Annotated in this window: 13 protein-coding genes; 6 read left to right on the top strand and 7 right to left on the bottom strand. The window is 49.8% G+C overall.

The window, feature by feature from the left end; genetic code table 11:
* Positions 1-19: 19 nt before the first annotated feature.
* The 5 genes from HMPREF9944_RS08990 to HMPREF9944_RS08960 form a co-directional block, all read right to left on the bottom strand.
* A complete protein-coding gene (locus HMPREF9944_RS08990; RefSeq protein ID WP_008565883.1) occupies positions 20-1612 on the bottom strand; it encodes a DUF6850 family outer membrane beta-barrel protein in 1593 nt (530 codons plus the stop codon).
* Between the two features lie 144 nt (positions 1613-1756).
* Complete coding sequence (locus HMPREF9944_RS08985; RefSeq protein WP_008565882.1) at positions 1757-2944, bottom strand: DUF4876 domain-containing protein; 1188 nt, start codon at positions 2942-2944, stop codon at positions 1757-1759.
* A gap of 55 nt (positions 2945-2999) precedes the next feature.
* Positions 3000-5843: a TonB-dependent receptor gene (locus tag HMPREF9944_RS08980; RefSeq protein WP_081475824.1), complete on the bottom strand. Its 2844-nt coding sequence runs from the start codon at positions 5841-5843 to the stop codon at positions 3000-3002.
* 703 nt (positions 5844-6546) lie between these two features.
* Positions 6547-7026 carry a transposase gene (locus tag HMPREF9944_RS08970; RefSeq protein ID WP_008565880.1) on the bottom strand — a complete coding sequence of 160 codons (480 nt, stop codon included), beginning with the start codon at positions 7024-7026 and terminating at the stop codon, positions 6547-6549.
* A gap of 487 nt (positions 7027-7513) precedes the next feature.
* Positions 7514-8095 carry a DUF417 family protein gene (locus tag HMPREF9944_RS08960; RefSeq protein WP_008565879.1) on the bottom strand — a complete coding sequence of 194 codons (582 nt, stop codon included), beginning with the start codon at positions 8093-8095 and terminating at the stop codon, positions 7514-7516.
* A 283-nt stretch (positions 8096-8378) separates the two neighbouring features.
* On the opposite strand from HMPREF9944_RS08960, the gene topA reads away from it, so the two are divergent.
* The 6 genes from topA to HMPREF9944_RS08930 all read left to right on the top strand — a co-directional run bounded on the left by topA (position 8379) and on the right by HMPREF9944_RS08930 (position 15059).
* Positions 8379-10706, top strand: coding sequence for a type I DNA topoisomerase (gene topA / locus HMPREF9944_RS08955; protein WP_008565877.1), 2328 nt, complete (start codon positions 8379-8381; stop codon positions 10704-10706).
* Positions 10706-11233, top strand: coding sequence for a shikimate kinase (locus HMPREF9944_RS08950; protein WP_008565876.1), 528 nt, complete (start codon positions 10706-10708; stop codon positions 11231-11233). The genes topA and HMPREF9944_RS08950 overlap by 1 nt, the downstream gene beginning before the upstream one ends.
* Positions 11234-11284: 51 nt before the next feature.
* Complete coding sequence (gene speA / locus HMPREF9944_RS08945) at positions 11285-13177, top strand: biosynthetic arginine decarboxylase (RefSeq protein ID WP_008565875.1); 1893 nt, start codon at positions 11285-11287, stop codon at positions 13175-13177.
* Complete coding sequence (argB, locus tag HMPREF9944_RS08940) at positions 13174-13956, top strand: acetylglutamate kinase (protein WP_008565874.1); 783 nt, start codon at positions 13174-13176, stop codon at positions 13954-13956. Before speA ends, argB begins: the two co-directional genes overlap by 4 nt.
* A gap of 124 nt (positions 13957-14080) precedes the next feature.
* Entirely contained in the window at positions 14081-14587 is a 507-nt protein-coding gene (locus HMPREF9944_RS08935; protein ID WP_008565873.1) for an RNA polymerase sigma factor, read from the top strand.
* Positions 14577-15059, top strand: coding sequence for a hypothetical protein (locus tag HMPREF9944_RS08930; RefSeq protein WP_008565871.1), 483 nt, complete (start codon positions 14577-14579; stop codon positions 15057-15059). The genes HMPREF9944_RS08935 and HMPREF9944_RS08930 overlap by 11 nt, the downstream gene beginning before the upstream one ends.
* 342 nt (positions 15060-15401) lie before the next feature.
* Here HMPREF9944_RS08930 and HMPREF9944_RS08925 read toward each other — a convergent pair whose 3' ends face one another.
* On the bottom strand, positions 15402-16724 hold the full coding sequence (locus HMPREF9944_RS08925) for a rhamnogalacturonidase (RefSeq protein WP_044113595.1): 1323 nt from the start codon (positions 16722-16724) through the stop codon (positions 15402-15404).
* 47 nt (positions 16725-16771) lie between these two features.
* The gene (locus tag HMPREF9944_RS08920) at positions 16772-19192 is read right to left on the bottom strand and encodes a glycosyl hydrolase (protein ID WP_244861148.1); all 2421 of its coding nucleotides are present in this window, start codon (positions 19190-19192) and stop codon (positions 16772-16774) included.
* Positions 19193-19198 lie beyond the last annotated feature (6 nt).

Below are 19198 nucleotides of genomic sequence, written 5' to 3'. Positions count from 1 at the left end.
CATGCTATCGTTTGCCAACCTACAGCGTGAGGCTCACACCGGCATCTATCACGCTGCGCGACGTATTCTTATACCACGCGGAATAGCGGTTGTTACCCGTATAAAACGTGTTCAGAGTTTGCGCATACAGCGTGACCCACGTCGGTGTGCCATACATGCTGACGGGAATATCCATAGAAAGGCGTGCCTTAATACCGGTCTGTGAGGCCGTGGCATATTCAAACATGGGCTTGGAATAGCTGTCCACGAGTTTGTCGCGCACCGAGTTATAGGTGGAATTGCCCAATCTTGCGGCATAACATACGCCCAACGTGGCCGCAATCCTACTGTTGTTCCATTTCCATCGCTTTGTGAAATCGGCCTCCGCATGCAGCATACTGTACTTCTGTTTATAGCTTTCGGCCTCGTAATGCGTGGTTTCCTGCGTGGAAACTCCGCTTTTAAAAATGGCTGTCCACGCGGAACAGTCTGTTCCCTTGCGCTCATCTAACCGATATTCCAGGCCGGCCTGCGTATAAACGGAGCGGTGCACCTTCGATTTGTTCAGCACTTCATAGTAGGTTCTGTTGGCATGTTCCGTGTCAACCCGCTTCACCTGATCATACCAGAAGCCATTATCGGCAGCCAAGGCGGCACGCAAAATGAACTGATGCCAAAGGCTTGTGCCCGTGCGGAACGTCAACCGATCGTAGAAATCGAGCTGTGCGACGTCGTAATCACCGCCTTTATAGGTATAGGACGCACCTCCATCTTCGGCCATTTCACGGTTCTCAGCCATGCGCACTTCGAGCATATTGCCGAAAGCGTCACCTTTTATGTAGTGCCATTGCAGCGAACCGGCAAGGCGAGTTCCGCAATAATTCCGCGTATAATTTGCATTACCGCCCGAGGTAAACTGCACATAATCTCCCATTCCCCGCATCAGGAAATACACATTGTTCACCAAATTGTTCATCACGGTGTGTGAGATGTCCGACCGATAGACGTCGATGTGCCCGGCAACCCCTATGCGGTTGTGCCCGTTCAGCTGTCGGATAACGCCCGGAACGACCTCAAAATGCATGGCATTGGTCTTCGGTCGGGGGTCTGTTTGGTCGGAAAGCGCAACCGTCGTGAACCGAAATTTCAACGCAGCCACAAGCTTTTCCGACAACCGAAGGGCTGCTGCAGCATGCATGCCAAACTGTTCGCGGTTCACATCGCTTGCCACAGAGTCGGCCAAGACGAACGGATTGCGGTCGGAGAGCAGCGCAGTGTTGTTCCAACGGTGGTCATAGCCCTTCGCATTCAGGTAGGCGATGTTGCCCGAAAGGCTCAACCTGCCGATACGCTTCAACCCGAAGATATCCACCGAGAGGGCGTTGTCGCGCCGAGATTCATCTATGGCATGGAAGCCACCGCGCAAGAATTGGGTGTTCACCGTGGCGCGGGTGAGCGTATGAATGGTGTTGAACGACAGCGCAGCCGGGTTCGATGTCCCCGCAAAAGGATTGTCAAGGAAGTTGATTTCCTTGGCATCGGGGCGGTCGGCAAGCGATGTTCCGCCTGAAGGTTGGGCATGGGCGGCACACGTCATCGCGCAGAATAAGGCAAAGCATACGGGTTTTCTCATGATGCGTCAGTGATTGAGAAGTTGAAACATCCCCCTCTCGTTTCATTCAGAGGGGGATCTCATTGCGCTGAGAGGGGGATCTCACGCACGTGAGACCCGGGTCTCAGCGACGTGAGAGGGGGATGTGCCGGTTCAGACACATTGTTATTTGTCTACAGCCGTCGGCGTAACGCCCGGTGTAAGGGGCTGATTGTTCAAGAAATCATTGGCCGAGTTGTTCGTGTCTTGGTAATATGGGCGGCCGTTTACAATCTTCGTGACCTTGCGGCGCACGCATTTTCCCTCCCAAGCCTTACTGGCCAGCACGCCTTGTGCATCGTCTTTCGGCAGGAAAGTGCCATAATGTTCGGTGCTTTCTTCATTCCAAATATCAACGGCATCAAGCACATATTTGCTCGGTATCATCAGATACTCCATCTTTGCGCCCGGATTACCCGGTTCGGTCATCACGTTCTTCTTGTCTGCGGCATAAGCTTCAGGTGTCATTCCCTTAGGAAGGCGTGCCAAGAGATAAGCGCGGCCCATGACACCCAGCCCGAAAGCCTTCATATAAGGATTGTTCTTGAAGATGACGTTCAGATTCTCTGCCGGGTAATCGACCTCTCCATTTGCATAAGAAAGATAGACCTCCCAATCGGCTTTCGACAAATCGGGGCAGTTTTCGGACTTGGCAAGAGGCTTATGATCGGTGGCATCATTCGCAATCACAATGCTTTGGCCCGGCTTCAAGGGATAATCATGGCCCGATCCGGGGAAAGCCAGCACCTGACCTTGCCCACTTGCGTAGAGATCTTCATAGCCATTGGCCTGCCAAGCGTTCTTTCCTTTCTGTTGACCGAACGGGGCAGAGAGAATCAATCCGTCGAGATATTGCACCTCATCGCTATTATTTACGATTTCAAAATAGCTGTCTTTCATGTAATACAGCTTCCCACCAGTAGTGAAGATGGACTTGAACACGAGCGGTGAACGCACGATTTTGTTGAGCGAAATGTTCACCGTAGCGGCCCCGAACAGGCTGGCATTGGCAGCACCCTGCGCGTAGGCAGCGGCCTCATCCTTCACTTTTCCGGTCACGATGAAGTTATATTGCCCCTGAACGAAGGTGATGGTGGTGTCGGCTTTCACGTCGATGGTGTCGCGAAGGCCCTTGTCGTTGGTCACGATGAGCTTCATGTCGGAGAGGTTGCTCCACGACATACCGTCGTTCATCATGAACTTCACGGTCATCGGATAGTTCTTTACGGTTTCTTTATCGTCGCTGCTGCACGATGAGAACAGGGCTGCGCTTCCCAAAAGGAGGGCTGCCAGGAGTTTACTTGTTGTTTTCATTTTATTTGTGTTTGGTTTGTTATGTTGCTGATTCAATCATTACGCGTGCATTGTTTTAGAACTTGAGTTTGATTTCAGCCCCGAAATAGGTGTCGGGGTGTAGTTGACTCTTGCCTTGCGTGTTGGAATTGATATGATATTTGCGTATGTTCAGAAAGTTATTGGCCATGAACGAGAGCTCGGCAAGGCTGCCTAACTCCTTGGTGAAGCGGAAATTGAACATCACCCACGGCTTGACGGTGTCGGCACGGAAGCCATAAAGCAGGTATCGGTCGGCCAACAAACGATAGCGATTGTCGTCTTCAAAGGCCCGTTGCCAGTCGGTCCACTGCCCTTGTCGGTCGTAGAAACCCAACGGCGACACCACGTAATGCGTGCCATCCGACGAAAGATGATAGCGAGGGTTGCCGTGATTGTCTTCATAAACAAGGTAGGATCGCTCGTACCACACCACTTGCAGCGTGGTTGTGAATATCATTTTGACTTCGGGGATATGGGTAATGAAGCGGAAGTTCGTGTTCACACGGTCTTCCACCAAGCCTTTTCCGGCCGGCAACACCGAGACATAATCGAACGTCTTGTTGATGAAATTGAGCTTGGTGCACTCTTCTTTGCGCTCGATATGGAACCATGCACCGTCCAAATTGAGTGAAGTGCGCAGCGGCGCAAAGGTTCCGAAGTCCCAAGAATACTCTATTCCCCACTTGTCCGAGCGACTGTTGTTGGCCGGTCTTCCCCATGTCACCATTTCATTGCCGGGCGTAATGGTGGCCGTGTGGGTCGTTCCACCGTACTCATAGTGCACCGTACCATCAGTATAGCTTAGCTTTGAGGCTCCTACGGGCACGTTATAGATGTTATAGTTGAGCCATTCCAGCTGGCCGTTGAAGCCATATTCATGGCGATGACGCTCGCGGAAGAACGTCACATAGCCTTTCATCTTTCCGATGCGCGCGTTCATTCCCAGCTCCCATTTGGTGCTTCGCGTCGGACGTAGGTCGGGGTTCTGCGTGTCGGCAATCACCTTGGTGGTCATAATGGCCAATGATGAACCGGGATCCGAGCCACCCATGTAGCTCAGACTGTTGCTATCGAAGTAAGCTTTGTTGGGATAAAGGTAGAGCAATGTGGGCATCTTGTTGGAAATACCAAAGCCTCCGCTCACGGCGAGCTTGTCAAAAAGCCCGTTATTCTGCTTAGTAAGGAACGTATATTCCATGTTCATGCGCGGTTCGGCCACGAAGATAGCCGGCCGATGGGCCTTGCTTTCGTTGAGAAAAAGGTTACTGATGCGCAGGCCGGCAGCAAATTGTAGCGTGCTCACACCGATATGCAAGGTCGCATTATCCTCCACAAAAGCCGACAACGACTGCAAGGCGGGAATGTCACGATAGGACCTCGGGCGCAGTGTTTGGGCTCCACCGGCCTGCGGCGGATTGTTGATATCGAAGGTGAGTCCGCGCCCTTCGTTGCCATCGAGGCGGTATTCAAGGCCGAGTTTCACGTTGGTGAAGTCGCGATTGCCAAGCTGTATGTATTTATTGGTCTTGACTTGCGCATAGAGGTTATAAGGAATGCCCTCTATACGGTAGTCACTGTAATAGGCTTTTGTGAGGAAACGGGCCGGCGCTTCGCCGTTGGTTGTGCTGTTGGTGACCACACCATCGGGATTTTCTATCAGGTCGTGATGGGTATCAAGCATGCGGGCAAGCTGTCCGGAAAGGTCATACGTCAGGACAGGAAAGAAGCCGTTCAACCGCACACTGCCCCGAACAGCCAGTCTGCCGCCCGTATTTTCGTTCTTATAGTTCAGGTCCAACTGCTGCAACTGCGGGTCTTTGCGATAGCTGTTGACGTTGCTGTAGAACGAAGCATTCACGTTGAACGTAATCGGATGGGCCGAGTTTTTGTTGAAAATATTGGAATAAGCGGTCGAAGCCGTAATGCGATCGTAACCTTGATACCGCAGTCTGATGTCGGAATAAGACTGCGACCAGTCTACACCCACATTGAGCGTACCACCTTGTGTTAGCTTGAAACCCTTGCCAACGTAGGCCAATTTGGAAAAAGGATCGGCTTTCAGCTTCACTTCTAACGGACTATAGCCTGCCTTGGTCTTGATGATGACCACGCCAGATGTAAGGTTTCCGTATTCCACACTGGGAATTCCGCGTATCACCTCCACCGACTCAATGTTGTCGGCTCCCATGGTTCGCAGGTCTGAACCGCGTCCGGCAGTGTTCTGCTTGTTCATTCCGTCTTCCCCCTTGCTCAACTTTTCCCCGCTTTTCGAGGTAGACAAGACCTGAAGGTTGGCATCGTTGCTCACCGGTATGCCGTCGAGAATAACGGCAGTGCCCAAGGCATTGGCCGCGTTTTCGTTTATTTCACGGATATTGGCCTGTGCCAAGTTGTTCAAAGTGGGGTTCACGGTGAGCGCACCGGGCAGCAATTGCAACATATCGGCAACGCTCTTGGGCTGGATATGGCGTATGGCATCCTGCCCAATGACCGACTTCGAGCCCATTGCCTGCTGATTTGCGGTGACCGTAACCTCTCTCAATGTGAGCGTCAATGGCTTCAATCGAACGACGAGTCGGTCAGTTCCGTCAGCCTTGACGGTTGTCTTTCCGCGCATTTCCTCAAAGCCCAAGCACGAAACACGGTATTCATACTCGCCCGTTTTGACATTCGTGAAGTTGAAATTTCCCTGCGCATCGGACATGGCAATCAGCGAATTGTTCAGCACGATAGATGCCGTTTCCACCGGATTGCCCTTCGTGTCGGTCACAACACCACGAAGCCCGTTTGTTGTTTGGGCATGAATCAAGGGGCAAAAAAAGAAGGCCACCGTCACGATTCGTAATATCTTCCGAAGCAGTCCGTCCCTTTTTGTCATATCTCTCTCTGAATAAAGCTGCAAACCGATTTGATTAAAAGTATTTCATTTGCTGCAAAGATAGGACAAACCTCATGATGTCGCAATACCTAAATATGGGTATTCCATGGCGATTTCCATGGCCAAGAGTTGTTTTTTGTATGGAGGAAGCCTCCCCCGACCCCTCCGAAGGAGGGGAGAACAAGCTTGCGGGCCCCGGTATGTAGGGACGCACGAGCCGTGCGTCCGCTCCATTTGATGCAACAAGAATGGAATATACTTGGTTTTATGAGCGTGTTTGAGCGGACGTATGGGTCGAGCGTCCCCACATTCTCCGCACTGAAAACCTCCCCCGGCCCCTCCCAAGGAGGGGAGAACAAGCTTGCGGAAAACCGTTCTCAACCATATTGCAAACTAATCTCAGCCATATTGCGCGCTAAAATGGGTGAGATTGCACGGCAAAATGGCTGAGATTAGCGCGCAATATGGCTGATGTAACGGGCGTAGGGGCATACGGGCTGTGTGAAACCTCCAACAACTTGTTTACTTATCCGCTTGTTTATGTGTCGACTTGCTCCGTATTTGAGCGGACGCACGAGCCGTGCGTCCCTACATGCGGGGGCCTGCAAGCTCGTTCTCCCCTCCTTCGGAGGGGCCGGGGGAGGCTTCCCATGCGGAGAATGTAGGGACGCACGGCTCGTGCGTCCGCCCAAGTTCGTCTCTATTATCCGTAGAAACAATCTTGTTGCCAACGCGCAACATTGTTCTCAATGTATTCGGCAACACGGTTACAATCCTCTGAATTACGGATAATATGGTCGTGATAACGCGCTTGCCAACCAAAATCAAAACCATGATGGCGCGCAAACATACTCACTTCACGCTTTATTCCGCCCACCACAATGCCCAATGTCGGCCGATAACGTGCCTTGTTTTTCTCCTTTTCCACGCACACGATAGCGTGCACATGATTGGGCATGACCACGAACAATGGGACCGTGGCATAAGGATAATGGGCCGTAAGCTGTTCCCATTGCATCTTACAATATTCGCCGATGGGTGACAATGTCATTTTATCATGGTATATTTCGCCGAAATAATGCTTTTTGAAAGCGGTACAAATAGTGATGAAATAGTTTCCGGCATCATAATTATGGAAATAGGCACGTGGCGTTTTTCGTTGAGTGTAATGTTTTTCTTCCATGATTGTGGTTTGGTTTAGCTGTAAAAGTATGGATTTTCAGCTTAAACGGCAAGTATTTGCGCGCTTTTTTTGTGAAAATTTACATATCTTTACGTGTTTACAGGCTCCAAAGAGAGCGGACGCACGAACCGTGCGTCCCTACATTCTCCGCATGGGAAGCCTCCCCCGGCCCCTCCAAAGGAGAGGAGAACAAGCTTGCGGGCCTCGGTATGTAGGGACGCACGGCTCGTGCGTCCGCTCCGTTTGATGCAACAGGAATGAAATATACTTGGTTTTATGAGCGCGTTTGAGCGGACGCACGAACCGTGCGTCCCTACATACAGCTTGCTCCTTATGGCATAAGAAGCTATTCCAAATCAAATGGCAACAATAAGTATGTAGGGACGCACGGCTCGTGCGTCTGTTTTATTCCCATTTCTACGTGCTTGCAGGCTTCAAGAAAGGCGGACGCACGAACCGTGCGTCCCTACATGCGTCCGCCGCGGGGTTATTTCTTCTTCAAAATGCGCTGGGCACAATCGGCCAACACAACCACTGCGCCTGCAAGGATAGCCGTGTCTTTGATAACCAAGCGGCCTGCGCCTGTCAATAATGGGAAGCCATGCTCGCCACTGCCCAAATCAGGCACCCAACACTCGGGCGTTGTGACGAGAAAAGAGAGTGTGCCGAAGGTCATCAATATGACAAGTCCCGACCCGACAAAGCCTATTTTGGGGAACCAAATGCCCAAAAGCGTCAAGATGCCGAATGACATGATGAGCAAACCCAAGCCATGCGAGAAGCCATACGTATTGTTCTCTTGGTGCCACTCATGCTTCACTTTGTCGAATTCGCCCTCTTTCAGTTTGTAATCCTTGTACTCGGGTGCCTCTTTCTCATAGAAGAAGCTCATAAACGGACTGTTGGCTACGAACGGAACGATGCCTTCGGCCTCATAGTTCCAGAACTTCAGACCGCCGATCCAAATGAAAATAATGAAGATTGCGACGCGAATCAAATGGACGCCAAGGCCCTTCAGTGAGGCCGAAACATTGAGAACGGCCTGCAGCAACGATGTTATCTTTTCCATCTTTCTATAAAATTTATTCGTTAATAATGTTATGATGAATTACTGTCTCGCTATCCTGAACTTTGAAACAGCGGTGCAAATATAGGGAATAAATTCCAAACGAACGCCTGCGGCATGCAATAAAAATGAAAAATGCCACAAACGTGGTAGGAAATTCCCTTTGTGTGATAAGCCTATCCGGCAAAAACAATTTCTTAAAAAAGTAGAAAAAAACGCATATAATAAGGTGGGACGTGAAAGTTTTCATTATTTTTGCGCCCTTGGATAAAAGTTCATAAGGAGTATGCAAGAGAATTTAGTTATCGTAGAGAGCCCTGCCAAGGCCAAAACCATTGAGAAGTTTTTGGGCAAAGACTATAAAGTGATGTCCTCTTACGGTCATATTCGCGACCTGAAAAAGAAGGAACTGAGTATTGATTCCAAGACGCTGGAGCCTGATTATGAGATTCCTGACGAGAAGAAGAAACTGGTTGCGGAACTCAAGTCGAATGCCAAGAAAGCCAAGAAGATATGGCTTGCGTCCGATGAAGACCGCGAGGGAGAGGCTATTTCGTGGCACCTTTGCGAAGTTCTCGGCTTAGATGAAGCGAAGACCAACCGCATCGTGTTCCATGAAATCACGAAGTCGGCCATTCTCGACGCTATCCAATCGCCCCGACGGCTGGATATGAACCTTGTCAACGCCCAACAAGCCCGCCGTGTGCTCGACCGTTTGGTGGGTTTCAAGCTATCTCCCGTTCTATGGCGCAAGGTGAAGCCCGCATTGAGCGCAGGACGCGTGCAGAGTGTGGCCGTGAGACTGATCGTGGAACGCGAGCGTGAGATACAAGCCTTCAAGAGCGAGCCTTACTACCGCGTGAACGCTTTGTTCGGAATCACCAACAGCGACGGCAGCCAAAGCGAGGTGAAGGCCGAAACGGACATGCGGTTCAAGACGCACGACGAGGCCATTAAGTTCCTTGAGCTGTGCAAAGACGCGCAGTTCACCGTGGGCGGCATCACCAAAAAGCCGTTGCGGCGCACGCCGGCCCCTCCTTTCACCACGTCGACCCTGCAACAAGAGGCCGCACGCAAGCTGGGATTCACGGTCAGCCAGACGATGATGGTGGCGCAACGGCTCTATGAAAACGGGCGCATCACCTATATGCGAACCGACTCGGTGAACCTTTCTTCATTGGCTATCAACACAAGTAAGGACGAAATCATCAGGCTATGGGGCAAGGAGTACAGCCGTCCGCGCAACTATCAGACCCATGCAAAAGGTGCGCAAGAGGCGCATGAGGCTATCCGTCCCACGTATATGAGCGCGACCGAGATAGAAGGAACAGCACAGGAGAAGCGACTTTACGACCTGATTTGGAAGCGAACGGCCGCCAGTCAGATGGCCGATGCGCAGATAGACAAGACCACGGTCACGATAAACGTCGAGGGAACGGAGACCAAATTCATTGCCACGGGAGAGGTAATCACGTTTGATGGCTTCCTGAAAGTGTATCGCGAGTCGACCGACGACGATGAAACCGGTCAGGAAGAAACAGGCTACAAGCTGCCAGCCATGCAACCGGGCGACGTGCTTCAGCGTCGTGAAATCACTTCGACCGAGCGTTTCAGCATGGGTCCCATTCGTTATACGGAGGCAAGTCTTGTACATAAGCTCGAAGAACTCGGCATCGGGCGTCCTTCGACCTATGCTCCGACCATCTCGACCATACAACAACGGGAGTATGTTCAGAAAGGTGACAAGAAAGGTGAGGAGCGCAAGTATGTCGTCGACACGCTCAAAGGAAACAAAATCACGAGCAAGGAACGCAAGGAAATGGCAGGCAGCGAGAAAGGAAAGCTGCTTCCGACGGACATCGGCATCGTGGTCAATGACTTCCTGATGCAGAACTTCCCCGAAATCATGGACTATAACTTCACTGCCAAGGTGGAACAGCAGTTCGACCGCATTGCCGAAGGAAAGGAAGAATGGGGCATGATGATGAAAGACTTCGACAAAAGCTTCGAACCAACAGTGGATAAAGTGATGAATGCACGCTCGGAACACAAGGCAGGTGAACGGAAACTCGGCGAAGAGCCCGGCACCGGGAAGCCCGTGTTCGTGAAAATCGGACGCTTCGGGCCTGTTGTTCAAATCGGTTCGGCCGATGACAACGAGAAACCGCGCTTTTCTCAGCTTCCAAGTGACAAGAGCATCGAGACCATCACCTTGGAAGAGGCCTTGGAACTGTTCAAGTTGCCGCGCACCGTGGGCCAGTTCGAGGACAGCGACGTAGTGATTGGTGCCGGACGCTTCGGACCTTACGTGATGCACAACAAGAAATACGTGTCGCTTCCGAAGGAAGAAGACCCCATGACCATCACACTTGAGACGGCCATTCGGCTGATCGGAGAGAAGCGCGAGCAGGAACAGAAGCGGCATATCAAGACCTTTGACGAAGACACGAAGCTCGAAGTGCTCAACGGTCGCTATGGTCCTTACATCGTATATGACGGGAAAAACTACCGTATGCCGAAGAACCTGCACGAGAAAGCGGCCGAACTGACCTACAAGGAGTGCATGGACATCGTGAACAATGCGCCCGAACCGAAGGCCGGACGAAAGAGATAATGGGGCGAATCATCATCATCGGCTACATGGGAGCCGGCAAAACGACGCTCGGAAAGGCCCTTTCACGCGAGACAGGTATGCCGTTTTACGACCTTGACTGGTATATCGAGAGTCGTATGCACAAGACCGTCAAAGAGCTTTTTGATGCGCATGGCGAGGAAGGTTTCCGAAAAATAGAACACAACCTGCTGCATGAAGTGGCCGAATTCGAGCATGTCATCATCAGTTGCGGGGGAGGAACGCCGTGCTTCTTCGACAACATCGACTACATGAACCAGCAGGGTGAGACGGTATATCTCAAGGCAACGCCCGACGTGCTCCATGGTCATCTGAAGATGGGGCGCACGGTAAGGCCCCTGCTTTTGGACAAAACGCCCGACGAAGTGAAGGCCTTTATCCACGAACAGCTGGCACTTCGCGAACCTTTCTACGCCAAAGCCAAGCACACACTCGATGTAAACCTGATGGACAACTACGAGAAAATCAAGACTTACGTCGAGCGGTTAAAAGGCATGCTGAGCCTTTGAAACACAGCAACGACAAGCAACAATTCTAACATTTACGTTTTTTGACAACGCATGAAAAAGTGGACGATTGACGATTCTAAGGAACTTTACAACATCAGCGGCTGGGGCACCTCTTATTTTGGCATCAACGAGAAAGGCGATGTCTACGTAACACCGTGCAAAGACAATGGACAAGTAGACCTGCGCGAGGTGATGGACGAACTCGCTTTGCGTGATGTTACGGCACCGGTGCTGCTGCGTTTTTCGGATATTCTCGACAACCGGATCGAGAAAACCTTCAGTTGTTTCCAGAAAGCCAAGAAAGAATATGACTTCAAAGCCGAGAACTTCATCATCTATCCCATTAAGGTAAATCAGATGCAGCCCGTTGTTGAGGAGATTATCTCCCACGGACGCAAGTTCAATCTGGGCCTCGAAGCCGGCTCGAAACCCGAACTCCACGCGGTGATTGCCGTGCAATGTCAGAGCGATTCGCTCATTATCTGCAACGGATATAAGGACGAAAGCTACATCGAACTGGCCTTGTTGGCACAGAAGATGGGCAAACGTATCTTCATCGTTGTCGAGAAACTCAACGAATTAGACGTCATTGCGAAGGCCGCAAAGAAGCTGAATGTGAAGCCAAACCTTGGTATTCGCATCAAATTGGCCTCTTCGGGGTCGGGCAAATGGGCCGAAAGCGGAGGCGATGCCTCGAAGTTCGGCCTCACCAGTGCCGAGCTTTTAGACGCTTTGGCAAAGCTCGATGCCGTGGGAATGCGCGACTGTCTGCGGCTGATTCACTTCCACATCGGCAGTCAGATTACGAAAATCCGACGTATACAGACGGCACTTCGCGAGGCAGCACAGTTCTATGTGAACCTCCATAAGATGGGATATGATGTGGATTTTGTGGACTGTGGCGGTGGATTAGGGGTCGATTACGACGGTACACGCTCCTCAAGTAGCGAGAGTTCCGTTAACTATTCCATTCAAGAATACGTGAATGACTGTGTCTATACCTTTGTGGATGCTGCCGATAAAAACCAGATTCCGCATCCCAATATCATCACGGAAAGCGGCCGAAGTCTGGCAGCTCACCACTCGGTCTTGGTCATCGACGTGCTCGAAACGGCTGGCCTTCCTGAAATGCGTGAGGAGTTTGAGCCCAAAGAAAGCGACCACCAACTCGTCAAAGACCTTTATGATATATGGGATAATCTTGACTCTCGCTCGATGTTGGAGGACTGGCACGATGCCGAACAGATACGCGAAGAGGCGTTAGAACTGTTCTCTCACGGCATTGTTGACCTGAAAACGCGGGCCGAAATCGAAGCTATGTACTGGAGTGTGTGCCGGGAAATCAATACATTGGCAAAGAACATGAAGCACATTCCCGAGGAACTTCGCAACTTGGATAAGCTGCTTGCCGACAAATACTTCTGTAACTTCTCGCTCTTCCAAAGCCTTCCAGACAGCTGGGCCATCGACCAGTTGTTCCCCATTATGCCCATTCAACGACTCACGGAACGGCCGACTCGCAACGCAACCTTGCAGGACATCACCTGCGACAGCGATGGAAAAATCGCCAATTTCGTCACCGATGGACACGTAGGACACACGCTTCCGCTGCACCCACTGAAGAAGAACGAACCCTATTATCTTGGGGTTTTCCTCGTAGGCGCCTATCAGGAAATCCTCGGAGACATGCATAATCTCTTCGGAGATACCAATGCTGCCCATATTTCCGTAAAGGATGGGAAGTACAATATCGACCAGATTTTCGACGGAGAGACCGTGGAAGAGGTGCTCGACTACGTGCAGTACAATCCCAAGAAACTGGTGCGCCAGCTCGAACAATGGGTGACCAAGAGCGTCAAACAGGGAAAGATTTCGCTCGAAGAAGGCAAGGAATTCCTCAATAACTATCGTTCGGGCCTCTACGGATATACGTATTTGGAATGAAAGAGACACTCACAATCGTCAAAGTGGGCGGAGCAGTGGTCGAAGATGAGGCACAACTCGCCCGATTGTTAAAAGACTTCGCGGTCATCGAGGGCCATAAAATCCTCGTACATGGCGGAGGTCGCAGGGCCACAAAGGTTGCCGGCGCACTCGGAATAGAGAGCCGAATGGTCGATGGACGGCGCATCACGGACGCTAAAATGCTCGAAGTGGTGACGATGGTCTATGGCGGCTTGGTCAACAAAAGCCTCGTGGCGCGTCTGCAAGCCTGTGGTATCAATGCCTTGGGCCTGACGGGAGCCGACATGAATGCCGTTGAAAGTCACAAGCGTCCGCTGAAAAACGGTATCGATTTCGGCTTTGTCGGCGATGTAGACCACGTCAATGGCTATGCCTTACAGCTGCTTCTCCAACAAGGAATCACCCCGGTCATGGCCCCATTGACCCACGATGGGCAGGGCAATATCCTCAATACCAATGCCGATACCATGGCTTCTGAGGTGGCAAAAGCACTCTCCCGGTTCTTCAATGTGACGCTGATTTATTGCTTTGAGAAGCCCGGTGTGCTCCGTAATCCTGCTGACGAGGCAAGCCTTATTCCCATTATCACACGCGAAGAATTCTCCGGTTACGTGGCCGACGGCACTGTTTCGGGCGGCATGATTCCCAAACTTGAGAACGCACTTGCGGCCGTAGACCACGGCGTAAGCAAGGTTATCATTACACTTGCAACGGCCATCGACGGCAAACACGGCACCGTCATACAACGTCGGAAATGATTTCTCCGCGGTTTAAGACCGCAATCAGGGTGCTTTTCCCGCCCCATTTACACTTAATGAAAGTTAAAACAAACGCCATTCTGTAACAAATTCACCTCCCATTCGTCAATCCTATAGAGCGCAGATGAAAAATATCAGCTTCAAAAACGATGTACTCCCGCTGAAGAATCAGCTTTACCGACTTGCGTTGCGCATCACGCTTGACAGCGCAGAAGCCGAAGACATCGTGCAAGAAACACTGATAAAAGTCTGGAACAAGCGAGATTCTTGGGACGAAATCGAGTCTATTGAGGCTTTCAGCTTCACCATTTGCCGCAACATAGCCCTTGACAGCATCAAGAAGTTGGGCAACAACAGCGACTCACTCGACAGGAAAGACGCACCGGACAGCGCCTATAATCCCTACGAGGACATCATTCATCGGGATAGAATCAAGGTGGTGAAACAAATCGTAGACGGCCTTCCGGAGAAGCAGCGGAGCTGCATGCAGCTCCGCGATTTCGAAGGAAAGAGTTATAAAGCCATTGCCGCCGTGCTCGAAATCACCGAAGAACAGGTGAAAATAAACATCTATCGGGCCCGGCAAACAGTCAAACAAAGATTTCAAGAAATAGACAATTATGGACTATAAATACATCACACAATTGCTTGAACGCTATTGGGAGTGCCGCACTTCGCTTGAAGAAGAGAACATTCTCAAGGCTTTCTTCAGCCAAAAAGACGTTCCTGAAGAGTTGCTCCGCTATAAGGCGCTGTTCGATTATACGCTTTCCGAGCCGAAAGAAGAGGTACTGGGTGATGATTTCAACGAGAAAATCATGTCGCTCATCAACGAACCTGTGCCTGTAAAGGCTCGCATCATCACGTTGCAGCAGAAGCTTAAACCGCTGTTCAAGGCAGCAGCCGTGGTAGCCATCATGTTGACATTGGGCAATGCAGCACAGGTTTCCATGAACGATGAGGCACCACAAAGCCCCGTTTCAGGCCTCAATGCCACCCATAAGGGCCGTTCGGTCGCTCTCGGAGACTCGGCAGCCATCGACACTATGCAACATAGCAGCATCGATGCCGTTGGAACGCCTGCAACGTCCATTCTGAAATAAGAACATTTCTATGCTTTCTCTATAAATCACGTTTAATTAAAACAACAATGAAACTGCGAAGTTTCAATTCTCTCAAATTTTTCATAACATACTAACGATGAAAGGCCCGCTACTCTTCTTGAGTGCGGGCCTTTTTGATTTATAGGTCTCTGTTCGATTTCATCAAATATCCCATCGTATCGAATGGACCATCGTAGTATAAATAGGTGTAGATGGTAACTTCTTCATTCGATCAAACATTCAAGTTACTTTATCAAAAGGATGATTCCTTCATATATGCCTTATGACGACTACGCTCATTTGCGGTAAAAAACTTGCTTATTGTCTTTAGAAGAAACTCGTTTATTTTTTAACAACATTAATTATAACTTTCTTTACCATCGTCTTTTCTATGGTTTCTGGTGAGAAAGCTCCTCTTTCATCGGTGATATTTATGTTTTCAAAAGTAAAGTTATCGAGCTTGTATTTCTCTGATTTGCCCACATCAAAGAAATTCTTGCACAGCATCTCTATATGCTTCATCGTAATATTATTACATCTTGAGAGCGGCATATCCTTACGTTCTTCGGGCTTATAAAACTGTGTCCACGGACGAACAACAAGGAAACTGCCCGTTTTTCCCCTGATTCCTTCAATAGTGACATACTCATAGTGCTGTGGTGTGTCGGGACGCATCTTCAGCCAAAGCACTCGGTTGACATCATCGCAACGTATGTTTCGCAGTATGATGTTGCAATTGTAAAGGCTTTCACTGCCCAACGTGAGACAGCCATGCACCCTGCCATAGTGACAATTCTCTATCAAGATGCGCTCGTTTCCTCCGTTTTCGGGAAGGGTATCTGCCCAAACACCCTTGCCTCCTTTCAGTGCAATAGCATCGTCGTTCACGTGCATATAGCACCCATTAACGAGTACATCGGTGCAAACATCAATGTCGATAGCATCGCTACTTGGGGCTTTCACGCCCTCAGTTGGTGCGAATATATAGCAACCGAGATAGCGCACGCGCTTGCATTTATACAGATGATTGGTCCAAAATGGAGAATTCACCAATCTAATATCCTGCACTGTCACATCCTTGGAATTGGAGATATAGACTAAACGTGGACGTTGTTCGTCTTTATTGGTACATTGGTGGTTCCATTGGCGTCGCAACCAAAACTGTTTCCAATAGTGATAACCGTTGCCATCAATAGTGCCTTTACCACTTATCGTGAACCCGTCTACTTGGTCGGCATTCACAAGTGCAGTGAAATAATCGCAGGTTTCTCCCTCTATGCGCGTCTTTTTTATTTCAAAATCCTCAATGCGGTCGGAGCCTTTCAGTCTGCTCCCCTCTTCAAGATAGAGATGTGTGCCCGGCCTGAAAAATAAACTTCCACTCAAAAAGACACCACGTGGAATGACCACCACACCACCACCTTGCTGCGAAGCTAAATCTATCACAGCCTGTAATCGGCGGGTTTGCACAATGGTACTATCTTGTACAACGCCATAATCGGTTACGATGAACTTCCGCCCCAAGCTGTTGACATCAATGCGCGTGGTGTCACAGAACCATCTGTCCATCGGTGTTCCGTCGGGCCATGTATGCCTTGGTTTGTTTGCAGCCATGCCATTCAGGAGATAAACAAGCCCCATCATCATCAAAAACATTCTCTTCATAAATACATAAATTATAGGTTGACACTTTTCGGGTGACATTGTTTCTTTTAGTTATTTGTTTCGCAAAGAAAGGGAGTTGAAGTAAGCCCCGACGGGACTGGACTCCAATTAGCATAGGTAGTCTTCTTATATTCCAAATTGACGATGTTGATTTCTTTCATCTTGCGCCATTTCACACCCTTTCGGTCCATATCGGCAATGCGATTCGCCGGCAGATTGGTCACTTCGATACTTATCTTATTATATCCTTCCTTCAATACATCCTTGCAATCAAGCACGAAAGGAACCGCCCAAGCCACTCCAATTGGTTTATCATTGATATATACACGGGCGCTCTCATGCACATCGCCCAATTCTATCTGCCAATGCTTCTTTGCTTTTGCTTTGTCAAGATAAATATAAGTCGTATAACAGCCGGTGCCCATCAGCACTTTTACAGAGGTATCGTTAAGCGTTTCCCATGTATGGGGGCTTTTCATTTTGAAAGTGCGGGCTACTTTTGGGGTTGATTCCATGAAATTCAGAGTCCAAGGTCCGTTAAGTAATACCTTCTCACAGCCATTCCGTTTTGCTCTTCTTTTCTTTAAGGGCGCAAGAAGAGAATTATAGGTTTGTAGGATAAGCGACCTTCCAGAGCGAAGGTCAATTATTACCTTGCCATGAACAATTTCTGCGCGTTTGATGTCCCCATTCATGGGATCGAACCAGTAGGCATCCTTAAATGGAACGGCTAATGTAATAGGCTTTCGAATGTCGTGGGGCGACAGGTTAGCCATGAAATAATGCCATCCAGTTACATTCCTACGCCGAATGGTACGAATGCCTTCAAGTCTCATTTCCTCGGGGTGGGCTACCAAGGCCATTCGTTCAGGATCAATACCCATGATGTTTGCCCCTCGTAGTTTTAAGTCGTTCAGATGTTGACGCAGCCTTGTGTCAATATCGGCACCTTCAGGTATGATTAAAGCCTTGTAGCGTGTACCCGATGCTGTTTGCAGTTCTCCGCCAACATATTGTGTAGAGAGCAGATAGCGGTCGCTAATGTAGTCGCAATCATACCCAAGAGAGTCGATTTCCAAAACCGTTTTGATGAAATCGGGAGCCTTTTTGGCCATTGAATGAATATCGAATTGCATCAACAGATTCTTGGTGTCGCGCTTCCAAAAGTCTTTTATGGGTAGGTAGACAAGGAAGTCATTATCAGGTTGTCCCATTTGCAAGAACCGTTGGCAGCGGTCGATATAGGTCATTAAAGCCGAGGCGTCACGCCAAATGGAGTTCGTTGGACTCATATCCACCGAAGCATAGAACTTCCAACCCGGCCATGCTTCGTCTTTCGGAGAGTAGGTCGTGCCATGAAAGAACATGCGATTCACGCCGCAAGTGAACATCAAATCCAAGTCGGGCTTCATTTGTGACAACGATGTTCGGAAGTGCTCTGTCAACCAAGTGAAGGTTTCGCTCGACGTAAGTGGCTTTCCTGTGATATGCGCTGCAGAAGAAGCATACTTCAACATGGAGATGTCGCTGTCGTTCTTGCGGGTGAATCCGCTATCGGTACGCAGTCCTTTGATACCGAAATCAGAGAGTCCGAATCCCTCTGTCTCCGGAATATCCACTTCGGCATAGAGGTCTATCAGATTAGCCGGCGAACCATGAGCTTGATTTCTGACCTTTACGCCATTCTTGTGTGCCCAATCTACCCATTGATGCGTAAAGTTTTCCAAGAGCATATCGCTGAGTGTTTCTCTGTAATCACTAACGATTTGGGGGTCGCCATCAACGAGTTTGTCGAGCACCGTTAGCAGGTCATAGCCCCTACGCTTCTTAAACTCTGTGGGCAACGCAGGTGTCCAATCGGCCCCATAGACCTCGTAGGAATCATTGAAAAAGGTTGCGGGGTAAGGGGTTGCAGAAGTCTTGAAGGCCGAATCAATATGGTTCAGATAGTTCTTAACGGCAGATTTGTCGAAATGGTCAATGACAAAGCCCTCTCCACCGGGTGCGGCACGTTTCACCTTTTGCCCCGTACGTCCCACTTCAACCGTGACCTTTCGTCGCCCATCAATGACCGTATCGTGGAAAACTGCCTTGCAGGCCGCTTCGTTCTTAGGTACCCATGGACCACCGAAAGGCCATCCCGTGCCATTGTTTAAGTCGATCTGCATTCCTTTTTCCTTGGCAATAGCTTCTGTTGCTCTTAGTGCTCTCATCCATTCGGCCGAGAGGTAGCGCAATTCTTTCTTTTCATTCCCTTGTATGCCGTAGATTGGCGTTATCTCTACGGTTCCGATACCCGCCTTGTACAGCAGATCAAGGTTCCACCTTAAATTAACCGAATCCACGGCCGACCCCATCCACCACCATCGGGTGCCCGGTTTCGTTATTACGGAAGAGACAGGCCACGATTGTGCAATAGCTCCCATAGCCTGCCCCACCAGTATCATTAGCAGCAAATACTTTTTCATTTTCAA

Origin of the sequence: Segatella maculosa OT 289, assembly GCF_000243015.1 — a bacterium.
In the GTDB taxonomy this organism is placed as follows: Bacteria; Bacteroidota; Bacteroidia; order Bacteroidales; family Bacteroidaceae; genus Prevotella; species Prevotella maculosa.
The sequence above is the reverse complement of the archived record's forward strand: the minus strand, read 5'-3'. Positions and strand labels throughout refer to the sequence as shown.

Coding starts and splice junctions, on each gene's coding strand:
- HMPREF9944_RS08960 (WP_008565879.1), bottom strand. CDS start 8,095: ATGGAAAAGATAACATCGTTGCTGCAGGCCGTTCTCAATGTTTCGGCC.
- HMPREF9944_RS08925 (WP_044113595.1), bottom strand. CDS start 16,724: ATGAAGAGAATGTTTTTGATGATGATGGGGCTTGTTTATCTCCTGAAT.
- HMPREF9944_RS08920 (WP_244861148.1), bottom strand. CDS start 19,192: ATGAAAAAGTATTTGCTGCTAATGATACTGGTGGGGCAGGCTATGGGA.
- HMPREF9944_RS08970 (WP_008565880.1), bottom strand. CDS start 7,026: ATGGAAGAAAAACATTACACTCAACGAAAAACGCCACGTGCCTATTTC.
- HMPREF9944_RS08980 (WP_081475824.1), bottom strand. CDS start 5,843: ATGACAAAAAGGGACGGACTGCTTCGGAAGATATTACGAATCGTGACG.
- HMPREF9944_RS08990 (WP_008565883.1), bottom strand. CDS start 1,612: ATGAGAAAACCCGTATGCTTTGCCTTATTCTGCGCGATGACGTGTGCC.
- argB (WP_008565874.1), top strand. CDS start 13,174: ATGAAAGAGACACTCACAATCGTCAAAGTGGGCGGAGCAGTGGTCGAA.
- HMPREF9944_RS08935 (WP_008565873.1), top strand. CDS start 14,081: ATGAAAAATATCAGCTTCAAAAACGATGTACTCCCGCTGAAGAATCAG.
- topA (WP_008565877.1), top strand. CDS start 8,379: ATGCAAGAGAATTTAGTTATCGTAGAGAGCCCTGCCAAGGCCAAAACC.
- HMPREF9944_RS08985 (WP_008565882.1), bottom strand. CDS start 2,944: ATGAAAACAACAAGTAAACTCCTGGCAGCCCTCCTTTTGGGAAGCGCA.
- HMPREF9944_RS08930 (WP_008565871.1), top strand. CDS start 14,577: ATGGACTATAAATACATCACACAATTGCTTGAACGCTATTGGGAGTGC.
- speA (WP_008565875.1), top strand. CDS start 11,285: ATGAAAAAGTGGACGATTGACGATTCTAAGGAACTTTACAACATCAGC.
- HMPREF9944_RS08950 (WP_008565876.1), top strand. CDS start 10,706: ATGGGGCGAATCATCATCATCGGCTACATGGGAGCCGGCAAAACGACG.